13 protein-coding genes and 1 pseudogene are annotated in these 15505 nt (G+C 55.2%); 4 read left to right on the top strand and 10 right to left on the bottom strand.

Annotated elements, in window-relative coordinates; all coding sequences use genetic code 11:
- Positions 1-24: 24 nt before the first annotated feature.
- On the top strand, positions 25-894 hold the full coding sequence (locus J9253_RS17630) for a DMT family transporter (protein WP_210222178.1): 870 nt from the start codon (positions 25-27) through the stop codon (positions 892-894).
- Between the two features lie 96 nt (positions 895-990).
- Here J9253_RS17630 and gorA read toward each other — a convergent pair whose 3' ends face one another.
- The 10 genes and pseudogenes from gorA to J9253_RS17585 form a co-directional block, all read right to left on the bottom strand.
- Positions 991-2355 carry a glutathione-disulfide reductase gene (gene gorA / locus J9253_RS17625; protein WP_210222177.1) on the bottom strand — a complete coding sequence of 455 codons (1365 nt, stop codon included), beginning with the start codon at positions 2353-2355 and terminating at the stop codon, positions 991-993.
- 13 nt (positions 2356-2368) lie between these two features.
- On the bottom strand, positions 2369-3103 hold the full coding sequence (locus J9253_RS17620; RefSeq protein WP_210222176.1) for a glutathione peroxidase: 735 nt from the start codon (positions 3101-3103) through the stop codon (positions 2369-2371).
- A gap of 239 nt (positions 3104-3342) precedes the next feature.
- Positions 3343-4440, bottom strand: coding sequence for an RNA-guided endonuclease InsQ/TnpB family protein (locus J9253_RS17615; RefSeq protein WP_407701775.1), 1098 nt, complete (start codon positions 4438-4440; stop codon positions 3343-3345).
- Positions 4441-4509: 69 nt separating this feature from the next.
- The gene (locus J9253_RS17610) at positions 4510-4692 is read right to left on the bottom strand and encodes a hypothetical protein (protein ID WP_210222174.1); all 183 of its coding nucleotides are present in this window, start codon (positions 4690-4692) and stop codon (positions 4510-4512) included.
- Positions 4693-4723: 31 nt separating this feature from the next.
- Positions 4724-4891, bottom strand: a complete 168-nt coding sequence (locus J9253_RS17605) for a hypothetical protein (RefSeq protein WP_210222173.1) — start codon at positions 4889-4891, stop codon at positions 4724-4726.
- A gap of 147 nt (positions 4892-5038) precedes the next feature.
- Positions 5039-5818 (bottom strand): RNA-guided endonuclease InsQ/TnpB family protein, encoded by a 780-nt coding sequence (locus J9253_RS17600; protein WP_210222172.1) that lies wholly within the window; start codon positions 5816-5818, stop codon positions 5039-5041.
- 140 nt (positions 5819-5958) lie between these two features.
- Positions 5959-6009 (bottom strand): annotated as a pseudogene (locus tag J9253_RS21370) (hypothetical protein); the annotation flags it as partial.
- Positions 6010-6147: 138 nt separating this feature from the next.
- Complete coding sequence (locus J9253_RS17595) at positions 6148-9147, bottom strand: response regulator (protein WP_210222171.1); 3000 nt, start codon at positions 9145-9147, stop codon at positions 6148-6150.
- 90 nt (positions 9148-9237) lie between these two features.
- Positions 9238-9873, bottom strand: coding sequence for a BMC domain-containing protein (locus J9253_RS17590; RefSeq protein ID WP_210222170.1), 636 nt, complete (start codon positions 9871-9873; stop codon positions 9238-9240).
- 11 nt (positions 9874-9884) lie between these two features.
- Positions 9885-10862, bottom strand: a complete 978-nt coding sequence (locus tag J9253_RS17585) for a LysR family transcriptional regulator (protein WP_210222169.1) — start codon at positions 10860-10862, stop codon at positions 9885-9887.
- A gap of 254 nt (positions 10863-11116) precedes the next feature.
- Between J9253_RS17585 and J9253_RS17580 the strand changes: the two genes are divergently transcribed.
- From J9253_RS17580 to J9253_RS17570, 3 genes are read left to right on the top strand one after another with little or no spacing between them, the layout of a single operon-like run.
- Positions 11117-12535, top strand: coding sequence for a form I ribulose bisphosphate carboxylase large subunit (locus J9253_RS17580; protein WP_210224658.1), 1419 nt, complete (start codon positions 11117-11119; stop codon positions 12533-12535).
- Between the two features lie 17 nt (positions 12536-12552).
- Positions 12553-12882 (top strand): ribulose bisphosphate carboxylase small subunit, encoded by a 330-nt coding sequence (locus J9253_RS17575; protein ID WP_210222168.1) that lies wholly within the window; start codon positions 12553-12555, stop codon positions 12880-12882.
- A 22-nt stretch (positions 12883-12904) separates the two neighbouring features.
- Positions 12905-15475 (top strand): CsoS2 family carboxysome shell protein, encoded by a 2571-nt coding sequence (locus J9253_RS17570; protein WP_210222167.1) that lies wholly within the window; start codon positions 12905-12907, stop codon positions 15473-15475.
- Positions 15476-15505: the final 30 nt, after the last annotated feature.

The raw sequence follows: 15505 nt of genomic DNA, 5'->3' as shown, positions 1-15505 counted from the left end.
CCCTCGATCACACTGGGAAATACCATGCAATTTGGCCTATGGCTAGCGATTGGCGGCACGGCCTTGTTTGCACTGAAATCCATTTTCATCAAACTGGCTTACGCACACGGGGTGGATACCACCACTCTGCTGACGCTGCGGATGTTGCTGGCGCTACCGTTTTACGCGGTTATCCTCGGCTGGCTGCTGCGTAAACCGCAAACGCTGAAACCCGTGCCACTGGAATTACTCACCTTGTTGGGGCTGGGTTTCATGGGCTATTACCTCGCCTCGTGGCTGGATATGGAAGGCTTGCAGCACATTTCCGCGCAACTCGAACGCCTGACGCTGTATACCTACCCGATCATGACTACCTTGCTAGGCTGGGTATTTTTGCGGGAAAAAATCACTTGGCGGATTGTATTGGCGCTGGTACTGACTTACAGCGGCATTGTGTTGCTGTATGCACACGAAGCGCAATGGAACGACGGCAATGCGCGGCTAGGCGTGATGTTGGTGACAATGGCAGCGCTTACCTTTGCGTGTTACGTGGTCTTCAGCAAACGTCTGATTGGCAAGCTGGGTAGCCTGTTATTCACTAGCATTGCCATGTTGGCGTCGACGTTATTCATCTTTGTGCACTTTCTGGCGACGCACGCCCTCGCGGATTTGGCAGTGCCCCTGCCGGTATGGGGTTATGCGGTGTTGTTATCAGTATTCAGCACGGTATTGCCGAGCTTTATGATCAGTGAAGCCATTGCGCGGATTGGTGCGGCGAAAACCAGCATAGTGGGTACAGTGGGACCCGTGTTTACGATCTTACTGGCGGTGTGGCTGTTGGGTGAACCGTTTGGCTGGTTCCATTTGGCGGGGATGGTGTTGGTGATGTATGGAGTAAGTTTATTGCGGAAATAATCGGGAAGAACGAAGAGGGCGTATGCAATACGCCCCTACGAATATTGTTCCCGGTAGGGGCGTATTGCATACGCCCTCTTCCACTCTTCCAGAAGGTTATTTCATCGTGACCAGTTCTTCGGCACTGACAGGGTGAATGGCGATGGTGTCGTCAAAGTCTTGCTTGGTTGCACCCATACGGATAGCCACCGCGAAACCTTGCATCATTTCATCCACACCCAAACCAATGGCGTGGCAGCCGACGATCTTTTCGTCTTCACCGACTACCACTAGCTTCATTGCCGTCTTGGCTTTGTGTTTGACGAAGGAATAATACATGGGGGTGAATTCGGTGCTGTACACCTTCACCGCGTCGCCGTATTTTTCCCGTGCGGCTTCTTCCGACAGACCAATCGTGCCAATCGGTGGATGCGTGAACATCACCGTGGGGATCAGGCTGTAGTCGAGCTTGCGGTCTTTCATGCCACCAAATAAACGGTCGCCGAGACGACGCCCTGCGGCAATTGCCACCGGAGTCAGTTGCACACCGCGCTTATTGATGATGTCACCAATCGCGTAAACACCGGGAACGCTGGTTTCCTGATAGTCGTTTACGTCGATGAAACCACCGGGCGCAAGTGCCAAGCCAATGTTTTCCAGACCGAGGTCATCGGTGTTGTTCTTGCGGCCAATCGCCCACAATAATTGGTCAACATCGCCCAGCGTGCTGCCATCGACGTACTGAATGCTCAGTTTGCCGTCAGCCTGCTTGTCGACGCTGGCAATCTTGCCGTTGTCATTGAAATGCACGCCATCGGCTTCCATTTGCGCACGCAAGGTTTTCTGCATCAGGCTGTCAAAACCGATCAACACCGGGAAACCCTGGTGCAGCATGTGGGTTTCTGAACCTAGCGCATTCAACACACCCGCCAGTTCCAGTGCGATGTAACCGCCACCAACTACCGCCACTTTTTCAGGCTGTTCATCCAGCGCGAAAAAGCCGTCGGAGCTGATGCCGTGTTCCGCACCGGGAATATCCGTCGGCACCACCGGGCGACCACCCGTGGCAATCACGATGTGGTCAGCGGTGTAGGTTTCGCCATTTACTTGCAGCGTTTTTGCATCGACAAACCGTGCCTGACCTTCGATCAGGTCAATGCCCGCTTCGCTGAGGAAGCTATCCAGATACCAGTCGTTGATGCCGCCGATCATGTTTTCGCGCTTCATCACCAGCTTGCCCCAATCGAGCTTGCCGGGAACCGTGGCGAAACCGTAATCCTGCGCATCGTGTTGGGCATGAGCCAGATTCGCCGCGAACCACATGACCTTTTTCGGTACACAGCCACGGTTGACGCACGTACCGCCGAGGTCGTCGTTGACTTCCACCACGGCACATTTCGCGCCGTGCTTTGCGGCCTTTTCGACAACCGACAGGCCGCCGCTACCGCCGCCAATGGCGATTAAATCGTAATGTTGGCTCATGCCCTACTCCTTCTTAACGTGCTTTCAACCACGCTTCCAGTTTGTCCGATCCGCCAATCAACTCACCGTTGATGAACACTTGTGGAACCATGTCCACGCCCGCAGTGGCACGCAGGCTACGGTTGGTATAATCGCGGTTCAGTTCCATTTCGTCAAAATCAATTTGAGCATCATGCAACATGCCTTTGGCACGGGCGCAGAATGGGCAACCTTGACGGGTGAATACGGTAACATCCAGCGGTGCTTGTTCATTCGGTGCAATGTAGGCCAGCATAGTATCCGCATCGGATACTTCAAACGGGTCGCCCGGCTTATTAGGTTCGATGAACATTTTCTCAACCACGCCGTCTTTCACCAGCATGGAATAACGCCATGAACGCTTGCCGAAACCGATGTCGTTCTTGTCGACCAACAGACCCATACCGTCGGTGAAGTCACCGTTACCGTCCGGGATGAAGGTGATTTTGTCGGCTTTCTGGTCCACTTTCCACTCGTTCATAACGAAAGTATCGTTGACCGACATGCAGATGATTTCATCGACACCCAGCTTCTTGAAGGTATCCGCCATCTGGTTGTAACGCGGTACGTGCGTAGACGAACAAGTCGGGGTAAATGCGCCCGGCAGTGAGAAGACGATCACGGTCTTGCCCGCAAACAGGTCGGCACTTTGCACATCAACCCACGCATTGTTTTGGCGAGTACGGAATGTAACGTTAGGAATACGTTGACCTTCTTTATTTTCAAACATGGTTGATCTCCTTTTGAGAAAAAACAATTTAACAATTACGTAACAATCTATAAAACTGATTGGAATGGGGGCAGTATAAGCAGATGTTAATGCATTTAACAGTGGATTGTTTCTAACGTTATGTTCGATTTATTCGATGGCAACGTGAATTGCCCTAGTTTGGGGCTTGATTATTTTTTATTCAGCCAGGATTCAGGCGAACTAACCCAATCGCTAGGGAAATTGACATCCTCCCCGTCCTAACGGGCGAGGATTCCTCCCGCGAGACGGCTATGCCCAGCCGCGAGAATGTTGCGGGCTGCATTGACATCTCTGTCGTGCAGCGTGCCACAGTCGGCACACATCCACTCCCTTATTCCAAGCCCTGCTCTACCTTTCGGACTGTTGACGGAAAGACTGCCGCAACACGAACACGTCTGGGTACTGTACGCTTCGTTGACTTCTTCAAACACCACTGACCGCGCGATCGCTTTGTATTTCAGTTGGGTTTTAAGCATGAACCAGCCTGCATCCAAGACGCTTTTAGCCATCGTGGTTTTTGCTAGGCCAGCACTGCTGACGTTGCCGACGAATATAGCACCGTGCTGTTGCACCAGTGCGGTGGTGAATTTGTGGGTATCGTCCTTGCGTTGGTGTTTGATTTTGGCATGAATCGCTTTCACGCGCCGTTTTTGTTTGGCACGTTGGGCTTTGCCGAGCTTCACTTCAAGATTTCGGTAACGCTGCTGGCGTTCCAACACCGTGCCATCACTACAGGTGGCCGTGGTTTTTAACCCAAGGTCAATGCCAATCGCGGTTTGGCTTTCATGGGTGGCAACCTCAACCTGCACCACCACATTGAAATACCACCGACCCCGCGCATCTTCGGAAAACGAGCCGGAACGGAAGGCGTATTGTGACAAGCCGTAACTGTCCCACACCTTGAAAAAATGTTTGTTATAGCGAACTTGTCCGTCTTTCCAAACCGCCGCACCCGACTTGAAGGGAATCCAGCCCAACGAACGTTGGGAGCCACCGGAAATCCGCCAGCGCAATTTGTCTTTTTTGAACTGTTTGCGGGCTTTCGCGTGTGCCTCAGTGACTTCTTGCACGGTTTGCGAATGTAGGGTGAAGCCGCGCTCTTTTTTGTACGCTGCCTGCTGTTTGGCGAGGTCGAAGGCGGTGATGTTGCTGCGCACCCAACCTACACCGGGAATGGGCATGTTGCTGTATTCCGCCGTGTAAGCATTAGCGAAATTCCACACCTGATTGCACTCAAACGCCCACTGACAAGAAAGTCGAAGACGCTTATATCCCCGCCTTGAAGGACGAGGTTTTACGCGATTACTGATAAACAACCAGCCAGCGGTGCAAGCGTTACCCGCTGGCGGATTGCAGGACGGATCTTAAGCATCGTTATGCTCAAGCTACTGGGTGGCGGTTGGACTTGGTTGTTCACTTGCCCCCAAGCTATTTTCCAGTGCGGAAACCCGCCGCCGCAAGGTCACCTGTTCCCGGGTGGCGGCTACCAGTTGCCGCTGTACTGCCAGCAATTCTTTGAGCAGGTGAAGGCGTCTTGATGACGCAGGTATGGTTTCAGGTGCCGTCATACAGGGTATTGTCATTGTGCTTCCACTTGGGTCAAGGGTTGAGGGCAAGGGTGTTATAAACGCGGGTATTTAGCTGATGCATCACCGCATACACGGTTTCACCTTGCTTGGCAGGCGTAGCCGAATCCAAGGAAACCAGCACTAGATTGAGCAGTGTGGCAGCCGTAAAGAACAGGCAAAATTTGGTTTGAGCAGACATGAGTAGACCTGACTTCTAATTATGATGATTATTGGGATAATTATAACCAGACTGGCTGAAGCGAAGATTAATTATTGGACAAACGCAGGCGTAGACTTTATTCGTTGACATCCTCCCCTCCCTGAAGGAAGGGGATTCCTACTGCATTCAGCTAGATAGCTGACTGACTTCGGCGGGTTCCTGCTTCATCGAGCGGCTTAATGCCGCATCTCCACAGGCTAACAAGCGGTATCCCCGCTCTTTGATATTGATCGCGCCGACATGATCGGCATGATTTTCATAGTGGCATTTCACGCACACAAACTTGGCTTGCGTCTGGCGGTTATCTGCCGACATATGATGGCATTCGGGGCATTCTTGACTGGTATAATGCGGCGGCACGGCAAACAACATCCCGCCTTTCCATGCCAGCTTGTAGTCAAGTTGCCGTCGAAATTCACCCCAGCCTTGGTCGAGAATGGCTTTGTTTAAGCCAGATTTCTGGGCAACGTTTTTACCGGGGTTTTCCGCTGTGCCTGCCGCTGACTTGGACATATTCCGTACCTGCAAATCTTCGATGAACACGAGCGCGTGGTTTTGGCTGAGCGTGGTCGTCGCCTTGTGCAGGAAATCACGGCGGGCATTGGCGATTTGCATGTGAATTTTTTGAACGTTGGCTTTGGCCTTTTTCCAGTTGTTGCTGAACTTTTGTTTGTGCGCCATGCCCCGTTGGTATTTGGCGAGTGTGGCTTGCTTGCTCTTGAAGCTGTTACGCGATTCCATCCATGTGCCATCGGAGAGCGTCGCAAAACGCGCTATCCCAAGGTCAATACCGATAGCAGTGGTTGCGAGTGTGGCTGGCAATTCCACTTCGCGCTGGGTTTGGATGCTGGCAAACCATTTCCCGCCTTTGCTGGAAACCGTGACATTGCGTAGTTCTCCCAGCACATCGCGGCTATTGCGGTAGCGTATCCAGCCGATTTTTGGCAGAAAAATTCGGCTATTGCCTGGGTCGAGCTTGAGATGAATTTTTCACCCGCTTCATGATTGGCTTGCTGCAACGCTAACGCCTTGTTGTAAACGAAGCGGCATGACCCAGCAAAACGGCGTAGTTGACGCTGCGTCTCACCATTGGGCATGAGTTCGTATTTGAAGGCTTGGCGTCGTTGCATCTTCGGAGTGTAGCTAAACAAGAGCGGCTGGAGTGGGTATTCTGCGTTAAACTGCACGGATTATCCGACAAAACTACCGAACATAGGGCGGCTTCGCCACCCGCGCTATCCTCCCCGACCTGAAGGACGGGGTTTGCCGCGCAACCTGATCAGTTCCATGAGTGTTTGCAGCAACGCCTCTGGTTCAAAGGGTTTGGTAACGTGGGCATTCATGCCTGCCGCCAGACAACGCTCCTTTTCTTCGAGCATGGCATTCGCGGTCAGCGCAATAATGGGTAGGGTTGCAAAATAGGCGTGGCTACGCACCATGCGCGTCGCTTCGTAACCATCCATCACCGGCATCTGGATGTCCATCAGCACCGCGTGATACGGCTGCTCGCGGGCTGCCAAGATTTTCTCAACACCTTCCTGACCATTATCAGCACAGTCGATCATCGCGCCGTATTGACTAAGGATTTCCGACGCAATCAACTGATTGATCGGGTTATCTTCCACCACCAGAATCCGCTTGCCCCGCAGGCTGACAGCAACATCACCGGCCAGCGTACTGACCGCACGTTCCTCAGACGAAGACTGATTAAGCAGTTTGTACAAATCCTTGGGCAACACCGGCTTAGGCAGGAAATGGTCAATATGCTGCTGCCCGTAAAGCTGGTGAATTTGCTCAAGATCATAAGCGGAAACCACCACAATCAGCGGCGGTGTGGCAAGGGGTAACGCCTTGATCGCAGTAACCAGCGCCTCGCTACTAATCCCCGGCATCACCCAATCGGTAAACACCAGATCATACACCACCCCCGGCTGCTGGAGCATCGCGAGTGCTATTGCACCTGATTCGGCATCATCACAGTCAATGCCCCGCTGTTTCAACTGACGGCACAGCACAGAGCGGGCAGGCTTGTGGTCATCCACAACCAGCGCCCGCCGCTTCAAGGTATGATTGACCGGCAAAGGCTCCATAACCTGAGCGGCATGTTCCAGCGTCAGCTCAAGGGTAAAGCGTGAGCCGCGACCGAGTTCACTGCTGACACTGATCTCCCCCCCCATCAGATCCAGCAAACGCTTAACAATGCTCAAGCCCAACCCTGTACCCCCATAGCGGCGGGTGGTCGAGTCATCCGCTTGGGAAAACTCCTGAAACAGGCCATTCACCGCCTTGGCATCCATGCCGATACCGCTATCCTCAATGCAGAAGCGCAAGCGACTGGTCTGTTCCCCGCGCTCCAGCTCTTCGATACACAGCAGCACATAACCCTCATCGGTAAATTTCACACCATTGGTCAACAGATTGGTGAGGATTTGCTCCAGCCGCAACGGATCGCCAAAAAATGTCCCCTGCTCGCCCATCAGGCAAATACTGCGCAAATCCAGCAACAACTCGATACCTTTTTCCAGCGCCCGTTGGCGTTGCAGGGTCAGGACACTGCTCACCATATCCTCTAGCCGGAAAGCGGTTGATTCCAACACCAGCTTGCCTGCTTCGATCTTGGAAAAGTCCAGAATGTCATTGATGATGCGTAGCAACGATTGCGCCGCATTTTGTATCTGGGTCACGTAATCGTATTGGCGCTGATCCAGTTGTGTGCTGAGGGCAAGGTAGCTCATGCCGATGATGGCATTCATCGGGGTGCGGATTTCATGGCTCATATTGGCGAGGAACAGGCTTTTGGCCTTGCTGGCCTCCTCGGCCTTGGCAGCCATTGCCAGTGAATGCTCAGTCGCCTGTTTCAGTTTGAGGTTGGTTTCACGCAAAGTGACTTCTGAACGGTGGCGCATGACGGCCGTTCCCACTGATGCCGCCATCGACGTCAGGATAGCCTGATCCTCCGCCCCCCAGCGGCAGTCAGTCTGGCAATTGTCGAAACCAATGAAACCCCAGAACTGCCCTTCCACCTGTACCGGCACAACCATCAGGGATACGATATTCTGTGGCTCCAAAATCAGGCGTTCACTTTCTGGGAAATTCGCCACTACCCCGGCGACCACCTCCCCTTGCGACAACAGCTTAAACCAGCGCGGAAACAGTTTATCGAAGGAAAGCTGCTGCAATACTGGGTTATTGATCTGGGCTCCAACACCACCACGCACCCATTCATAACGTTGGCTCATCAAGCTCTCACCGCTACCGGGGTCAACATGGCATTCAAACAGGTAGACCCGATCCTGCCCGGTAGCAGCGCCCACGGCTGCCAAGGCTTGCTGCACCGCTGTATTGATACAGGACTCGGAAAGTAATGCCTGCACAGCCATGGCTACCGCCTGAAGCAGCGCATCCTTGCGCAACAACAGGGTCTCGGCGTGCTTGTGCTCGGTAATATCACGCCCGGTTTCCAGAATGCACTCGGGGCGACCTTGCGCATCACGGATGAGGCGGTGTTCGCTATTACACCAGTAGTGGCTACCATCCTTGCGGATCACATCCAGATCAACATCAAAGCTAATGGCGAGCTGCGGGTCAGCCAAGCGTTCCGGCGTCAGATTTTCAGCCACTAATTGTGTCATCCGGGCATAGGAATCAGGTGTCATCAATTGCGCAAGCGGCAAACTAGTGAACTCCGCCGGGCTATATCCCATCCGCTGATAGAGGGATGGTGTGGCATACAGCGTCTTGAGATCAAGACCGAGAATGCCGATGTAATCGTGCATATTCTCGGTAATGAGGTTGAACAGGCGGGTTTGCTCCTGCGATGCCTGTTCCGCCTGCTTGCGCTCGGTAATATCCCGGACATCGGCAACAATTTTGCGCCCATCTTCATGTCGATTGAGAGAGGCCATAAAACAGCGCTGCTCACCCGCTATCACCAACTCGTATTCGTAACGGCGGTTCTCACCCGTTTGCCTGACTTGTATAGCACAAGCCTGATAGCGTTCGCCGACCTCAGGCGGCAGTACCGCCGTCACGCATTGCCCCAGAAATTCCGCTGACGGCAACCACAGCATCTGCGGTGAACGGCAATGAAAATCCAGTACCCGGTCTTGCTCATCCATCACAAACACCAGATCGCTCATTGAAGAAAGCAGTGTTCGGTAGCGCTCCTCACTGTTGCGCAGCGCTTGTTGGGTTTGCTCCAGCAGACCGGCGCAAGAATCTTGATAGCTGTCCATGTATACACCTAAGTCTATTTATTGTTTTGATTGGTTTGCATAACACTGAAGCATACCTGCGATGCTGCGCCATTCCCAGATAATTTCGACCTACAGCACCCCTTGCGCACGCATATTCAAGGCCGCAATCGCCTGTTCCGCCGCATACATCGCCTGAGCGACTTCCGCCTCGCTGCCCATCATGGTCAGACGCCCAAACGGACCAAAGGCTTTCATGTCCACCAGCGTCACATGCGCCGCCTTTTCCGCTTCATTGGCGGCGTAAACGATGTAACCGGCAGGCTCGGTTTCGAGGATGAACATGCTTTTGCCCGGCAACAGCATCGAGCCTTGGCGCAACTGACGGTTGATCAAAGTGGCGTGGTCGGGGGCAAGGGCGCGGATGATTTCCTTCCAGGCAATCCGGCAAGGCATCCGGCTTTCCATGCTTGCGCCGATTTCATTGAGGATGCATTCGCCCGCCGTCAAGACTTCGCTCTGGTTACGGAAATGGATTTCCATGCTGCCAAACGCCCGCTCCACCACCTGCTGCCCCAAGCGCACATTGGTGGCCTTGAGGGCAATGTCGCTGAGGCGGTGTACCGACATGCCGGGAGCCACCTCAATCCACAAACAGGCGTCGCCGGGAATCGGCAGAAAACCTTGCGAAGAGGTCGCCAAATAAGAGGCTAGCTGCGGTTGCAGCGAGTCGATAAAAGAATAAACACGCAAACTCACATTATTCATGGGTACATCGCTTAATTTGTCAAAGGTTGAATCGCAGGCTGGGCGGAATGCGCCGGAAACACCAGCCGGGTAGCATTGATTTCCTGCCAGATACGTGCGCCGTCCTGCAACAGGAAATCGAGGAAACGGCGCGAGGTATTGGACAGTTTTTTGCTTTTCAAATGCACCGCATACCATTGGCGTACCAGCGGAAAGTGCTGCACATCCAGCACTACCAGCAAGCCTGCTTCCAGCTCCAGCCGCAGGTTGTGGATCGACAACACGGAAATGCCCAGCCCGGCCATCACCGCCTGCTTGATGGCTTCGCCGCTGCCCAGCTCCATATACGCCTTGCTTTCCAGCCCGTGTTCGGCAAACAGGCGGCGGCGTGCTTCACGCGTACCGGAACCCAGTTCCCGCGAGATGAAGCGCTCTTCCACAAGGCGATCCAGCGGGATGTTTTTCCTGCCGACCAGCGGATGATCCGGCGGCGCGACCACCACCAGCGGGTTGTCGAGGAAGTATTCTGCCTCCAGATCCATGTTTTCCGGGATCGTGCCCATAATCACCAGATCATCCAAGTTTTCTTCCAGCCGCCCCACCACCTTGGCCTGATTGGTAATCGTCAAGTTTGGCTCCACGCCGGGGTAATCGCGCATGAAAACACCCAGCAGATACGGCATGAAATACTTGGCGGTGGTAATCGCTGCCAGATTGAGCGGGCCTTTCACGCCTTCTTCCATGCCGATCATGTCTTCATTGAGGACTTTGAGGCGATCCAGCACATCCCGCGATGCCTCAAACAGCTCGCGTCCGGCATCGCTCAGGAACAAGCGTTTGCCCATCTTTTCCACCAGCGGCATCCCCACGCTTTCTTCCAACCGTTTGATCTGGATCGACATCGCGGGCTGTGACAAGTGCATTTCCTCCGCCGCACGGGTGAACGACAAATGCCTGCCCAGACTGTGGAACAGGCGTAGCTGATGCAGGGTGATGTGGCGCAGGTTCATGGGTGTTTTATCCGTAATTTTCGGTGGCAACAGCTTATTTTGATAGATTAACCGTGGTAAATGCAATCCCTTAACAAGATTTACCTCAGTGCATTTACTGGAGTAAATGACCAGCATTTACATTTACTTAAGTATATGAAAACCATTTTTACAATTAACTTCAGTTCATCATCCAGCTTGCTTATAGTCGTCCCCATCTGGCAAACATCCAGCCAGAAAAGATTTCCGACAGCGACTTCTGCAAGGAGAAGATGATGGCAAAGAAATACGAGGCCGGGGTTAAAGAATACCGGCAAACCTACTGGCAACCGGATTACGTCCCACTGGATACCGACTTGCTGGCTTGTTTCAAGATTACCCCGCAACCGGGTGTTGACCGTGAAGAAGCGGCGGCTGCGGTCGCGGCTGAATCCTCAACCGGTACTTGGACAACCGTGTGGACTGACCTCCTCACCGACATGGATTACTACCGTGGTCGTGCCTATGCGATTGAAGACGTACCAGGGGATGACTCCTGCTACTACGCCTTCATTGCTTACCCGATCGACCTGTTTGAAGAAGGCTCGATTGTCAACGTCTTCACCTCACTGGTAGGTAACGTGTTCGGCTTCAAGGCAGTACGCGCCCTGCGCTTGGAAGACGTGCGCTTCCCAATTGCCTACATCAAAACCTGTAACGGCCCACCACACGGCATTCAGGTTGAACGTGACCACATGAACAAGTATGGCCGCCCGCTGCTGGGTTGCACCATCAAGCCCAAGCTGGGTCTGTCGGCGAAGAACTATGGGCGTGCCGTTTACGAATGTCTGCGCGGTGGTCTCGACTTCACCAAAGACGACGAAAACATCAACTCACAGCCATTCATGCGCTGGCGTGACCGCTTCCTGTTTGTGCAGGATGCTATCGAAACGGCTGAAGCCCATACCGGCGAACGCAAAGGTCACTACCTCAACGTTACCGCGCCTTCCCCGGAAGAAATGTATGAGCGTGCTGCTTTCGCCAAGGAAATCGGTTCCCCGATCATCATGCACGACTTCCTCACTGGCGGCCTGACAGCCAACACCGGTCTGGCACGCTGGTGCCGCAAGAACGGCATGTTGCTGCACATCCATCGGGCGATGCACGCGGTACTCGACCGTAACCCGCACCACGGCATCCACTTCCGCGTCTTGGCGAAAGCCCTGCGCCTGTCCGGCGGCGACCACCTGCATACCGGCACGGTTGTCGGCAAGCTGGAAGGCGACCGCGAAGCCACCATCGGCTGGATCGACCTGTTGCGCGAATCTTTCGTACCGGAAGACCGTTCACGCGGCATCTTCTTCGATCAGGACTGGGGTTCCATGCCGGGCGTATTCGCGGTGGCCTCTGGGGGTATCCACGTCTGGCACATGCCTGCGCTGGTCAACATCTTCGGCGACGATTCCGTCCTGCAATTCGGTGGCGGCACCTTGGGGCATCCGTGGGGTAACGCAGCCGGGGCAGCAGCCAACCGCGTCGCACTGGAAGCTTGCGTAGAAGCCCGCAACAGCGGCATGGATCTGGAAAGGAACGGCAAGGAAATCCTCACCAAGGCGGCGCAGTCCAGCCCTGAGCTGAAGATTGCCATGGAAACCTGGAAAGAGATCAAGTTCGAGTTCGATACCGTCGACAAACTGGATGTTCAGAACCGTTAATTTAAGGAGTTGACAACATGGCAACTGTTGCAGATTACAAACAGTCACTGAAATACGAAACCTTTTCCTACCTACCGCCGCTGTCGGCGGAGGAAATCCGTACACAGATTCGCTACATCATTGCGCAAGGCTGGAACCCGGCGGTAGAACACGTCGAACCCTCTGGTGCAGCGCGTAACTACTGGTTCATGTGGAAGCTGCCGCTGTTCGGCGAGCAAAACGTCGATGCGGTACTGGCGGAACTCGATGCCTGCCGCCGTGAGTATCCGAATAATCATGTTCGCTTGATCGGCTACGACAACTACACCCAGAGCCAAGGCACTGCCTTTATCGTTTACCGGGGCTAATCCACGTTAGCGGAGGAACACCATGCCTGCACAAACTGCAACCAGCGCGGATAAAGTCCGCGCAGCGCAAGCGGCACGCAGAAAGACCGCGCAGCGCGGCGCTGCTGACCGGCGCTCAAAACCGGCACCGACGCCTTCTGCGCCTGTTGCGGCGGCGCAGGCCAGCACCGACCGCCTCGCGGATCTGTGTTCCATGGTTGAAAGTGATCCTTCAGCCTTGGGGCCAGATACCAACAGCGTGCGCCATTTATGCCGCAATCGTCGGCAGTCGATGGCAGCGGAGGGTAAAACTAGGGTGGCGGGAAAAGCTTCCCCTTCCCGCCCGACACGACCACAACGCGCCGCGCCGCTAGATATGGATGAAATGGACAGTGAAGGTTCCGCTGAAGCGATAGCCGAGCTGGACATGATCTGCGAACTGGTAGAAACCAACCCCGGCGCATTGGGGGTAGATACCAACAGTGTTCGTCAACTATGTCGCAACCGCCGTCAGGCACTGACCAGCAAGGGCAAAGCAGCGGTAACGGGTAAACGCCGTACCTCAGGCCGCGCCAGTGTTGCCGCCAGCTTCCTGAGCGCTGATGCCGACGGACGCGAAACGGCACGCAAGCACCGCCAACAAGTTATTAGCAAGGGTGGCATGAGGAAAAAGCCAGCACGCCCCAGCGGACGGACTCGCCCAACCGTGGCTCCAGCCAAGGTAGAAACCGGCACCACGCTCTCCGGCAGCCCGGTCACGGGTACTCAGGTCGAGCGCAAGCCTGCCATGACCGGTAACGAGTCCGGCACCTGCCGCACCATTACCGGCACCGAGTACATCGGTAGCGAGCAGTTCGCCAGTTTCTGTGGCAACAAGCCCGCACCGAGTCAGCCCGCCAAGGTTGGTGTCAGCGTCACCAGCGCTGGAATGGCGGTTTCTGGTACGGAAGTGGGTCGTTCCAGCAAAGTGACCGGCGATGAGCAAGGCAGTTGCCGCAGCGTCACCGGTACCGAATACCTCGGCGCGGAACGCTTCGCCGAATTCTGTGAAAACAAGGGGTTGGCAAACAAACCGCCCAAAGTGATAAGCAGCATGACCGAACGTAAAAATCCTGGCGTTACCGGCTCGCAGTATGCGGATACCGGCATGGCCAAACTGACCATCAACGGGCCCTCCAAAGTTGCCCTGACCCACACCATTGCGGGTCGCCCGGTGACAGGGACGGAAGTAGGCCGTTCCAACAAAGTGACAGGGGATGAGCAAGGCAGTTGCCGCACCGTGACTGGCACGGAATACATTTCCAACGAGCAGTTCGCCTCGATCTGCCAGACCATGCCGCAGCCAAGCCCGGCGAAAGTCGGGGTTGACCGCACCCGCAAGGATCAGCGCATCACTGGCAATCTGGTTGACCGCAGCGACAAGGTAACGGGTAACGAACCGGGTTCCTGCAAACGGGTCACGGGTGCGCAATATGACAGTGCCAGCAAGAGCAAGCTGTGCGGTGGTGCGCCACCCAAGGCACACAATATGCACACATTGGCAGGTCGCGCCTTGACCGGCACACGGGTTGATCACGGCCCAAAGCTTAGCGGTGACGAGCACGGGGGGTGCCTGCCTGTCACCGGGACTGAATACTACGGTCAGGAACAATTCGCCGAGTATTGCGCGAGCACCCCACCAGCAACACCAGCCAAGGTTGGTGTAGAGCATACGCCGCACAGCCTGCATGTTTCCGGCACTCTGCTGAGTAACACGGCAAGCGTTACCGGCAATGAAATGGGCAGCGACCTGTCGATCAGTGGTACGCCGTATGCTGGCATACCGGTGCCGGAACATCACGGTGCTTGTTGCAGCACTTGCGCCGCCCGACAGTTGGCAGAAGCGGCGGGGTTGATTACCCCAGAGCCGCAACCCGTGCCGATGCAGGTTAGTGCGCCACCTGCGTACTACACGCAACCAGCGGTAGCGCCACCACCGACACCGACGTGGATGGCTCAGCCACAGTACCCATACCCGGTACAGGCTGCCATGCCACAGCCGGAACCGACAGCGCCACACGACTTCAGCATTGTCTCGCCAGCGCGGGCGGCTCAAAAGTCATGGCAGAGCAGCATCACGGGCAACGCCTGCGATGGTAGTGGGCGAGTGACCGGGCCGGTCAATCTGGGGGCGCAATGGGTTTCGGGCACGCCTGAATTTCGCCATAGCCACATGATGCAGCCGCCGCCGATGATCCAGCCGCAACCGGCAGCGCCTGCCCCCATGGCAGTACCGGCCACTGCGCCGACGCCTGTGCAAGCTTCCCTGCAACACCCGGTTGTGGCGGGGCAAGCACCCGCAGCGACGCAGCGCATCACCGGCGAAGGTCGGGATGATGGCATCAGCATTACCGGCGACAACTGGGCACGGGGTCGACAGATCACCGGCACGGAAGGCCGCTCGGCACAGGGGCGTAACCCGACCCTGCGTTGTGAGGCACGCGGTGCGGCATTCAATGCGCACGTGAACCGAACAATGGAACGACCAGAAGCTGCCATCTCAGCAATTACCGGCAGTAGTGGCAACACACATCAGGGCGCAGTCATCACCGTATCCGGTGGGGCGCGTGGTTAATCAACGGCAAGGAATGAAAGGCAACACGCG

The sequence above is a fragment of the Thiothrix litoralis genome (assembly GCF_017901135.1).
Lineage (GTDB): Bacteria > Pseudomonadota > Gammaproteobacteria > Thiotrichales > Thiotrichaceae > Thiothrix > Thiothrix litoralis.
This window is presented reverse-complemented; position numbering and strand designations above follow the sequence as displayed.

What these genes read in the sequence shown, in the direction of transcription:
- J9253_RS17595 (WP_210222171.1), bottom strand. Translation starts at nt 9,147, where the DNA reads ATGGACAGCTATCAAGATTCTTGCGCCGGTCTGCTGGAGCAAACCCAA.
- J9253_RS17580 (WP_210224658.1), top strand. Translation starts at nt 11,117, where the DNA reads ATGGCAAAGAAATACGAGGCCGGGGTTAAAGAATACCGGCAAACCTAC.
- J9253_RS17610 (WP_210222174.1), bottom strand. Translation starts at nt 4,692, where the DNA reads ATGACGGCACCTGAAACCATACCTGCGTCATCAAGACGCCTTCACCTG.
- J9253_RS17605 (WP_210222173.1), bottom strand. Translation starts at nt 4,891, where the DNA reads ATGTCTGCTCAAACCAAATTTTGCCTGTTCTTTACGGCTGCCACACTG.
- J9253_RS17590 (WP_210222170.1), bottom strand. Translation starts at nt 9,873, where the DNA reads ATGAATAATGTGAGTTTGCGTGTTTATTCTTTTATCGACTCGCTGCAA.
- J9253_RS17575 (WP_210222168.1), top strand. Translation starts at nt 12,553, where the DNA reads ATGGCAACTGTTGCAGATTACAAACAGTCACTGAAATACGAAACCTTT.
- J9253_RS17585 (WP_210222169.1), bottom strand. Translation starts at nt 10,862, where the DNA reads ATGAACCTGCGCCACATCACCCTGCATCAGCTACGCCTGTTCCACAGT.
- J9253_RS17630 (WP_210222178.1), top strand. Translation starts at nt 25, where the DNA reads ATGCAATTTGGCCTATGGCTAGCGATTGGCGGCACGGCCTTGTTTGCA.
- gorA (WP_210222177.1), bottom strand. Translation starts at nt 2,355, where the DNA reads ATGAGCCAACATTACGATTTAATCGCCATTGGCGGCGGTAGCGGCGGC.
- J9253_RS17620 (WP_210222176.1), bottom strand. Translation starts at nt 3,103, where the DNA reads ATGTTTGAAAATAAAGAAGGTCAACGTATTCCTAACGTTACATTCCGT.
- J9253_RS17570 (WP_210222167.1), top strand. Translation starts at nt 12,905, where the DNA reads ATGCCTGCACAAACTGCAACCAGCGCGGATAAAGTCCGCGCAGCGCAA.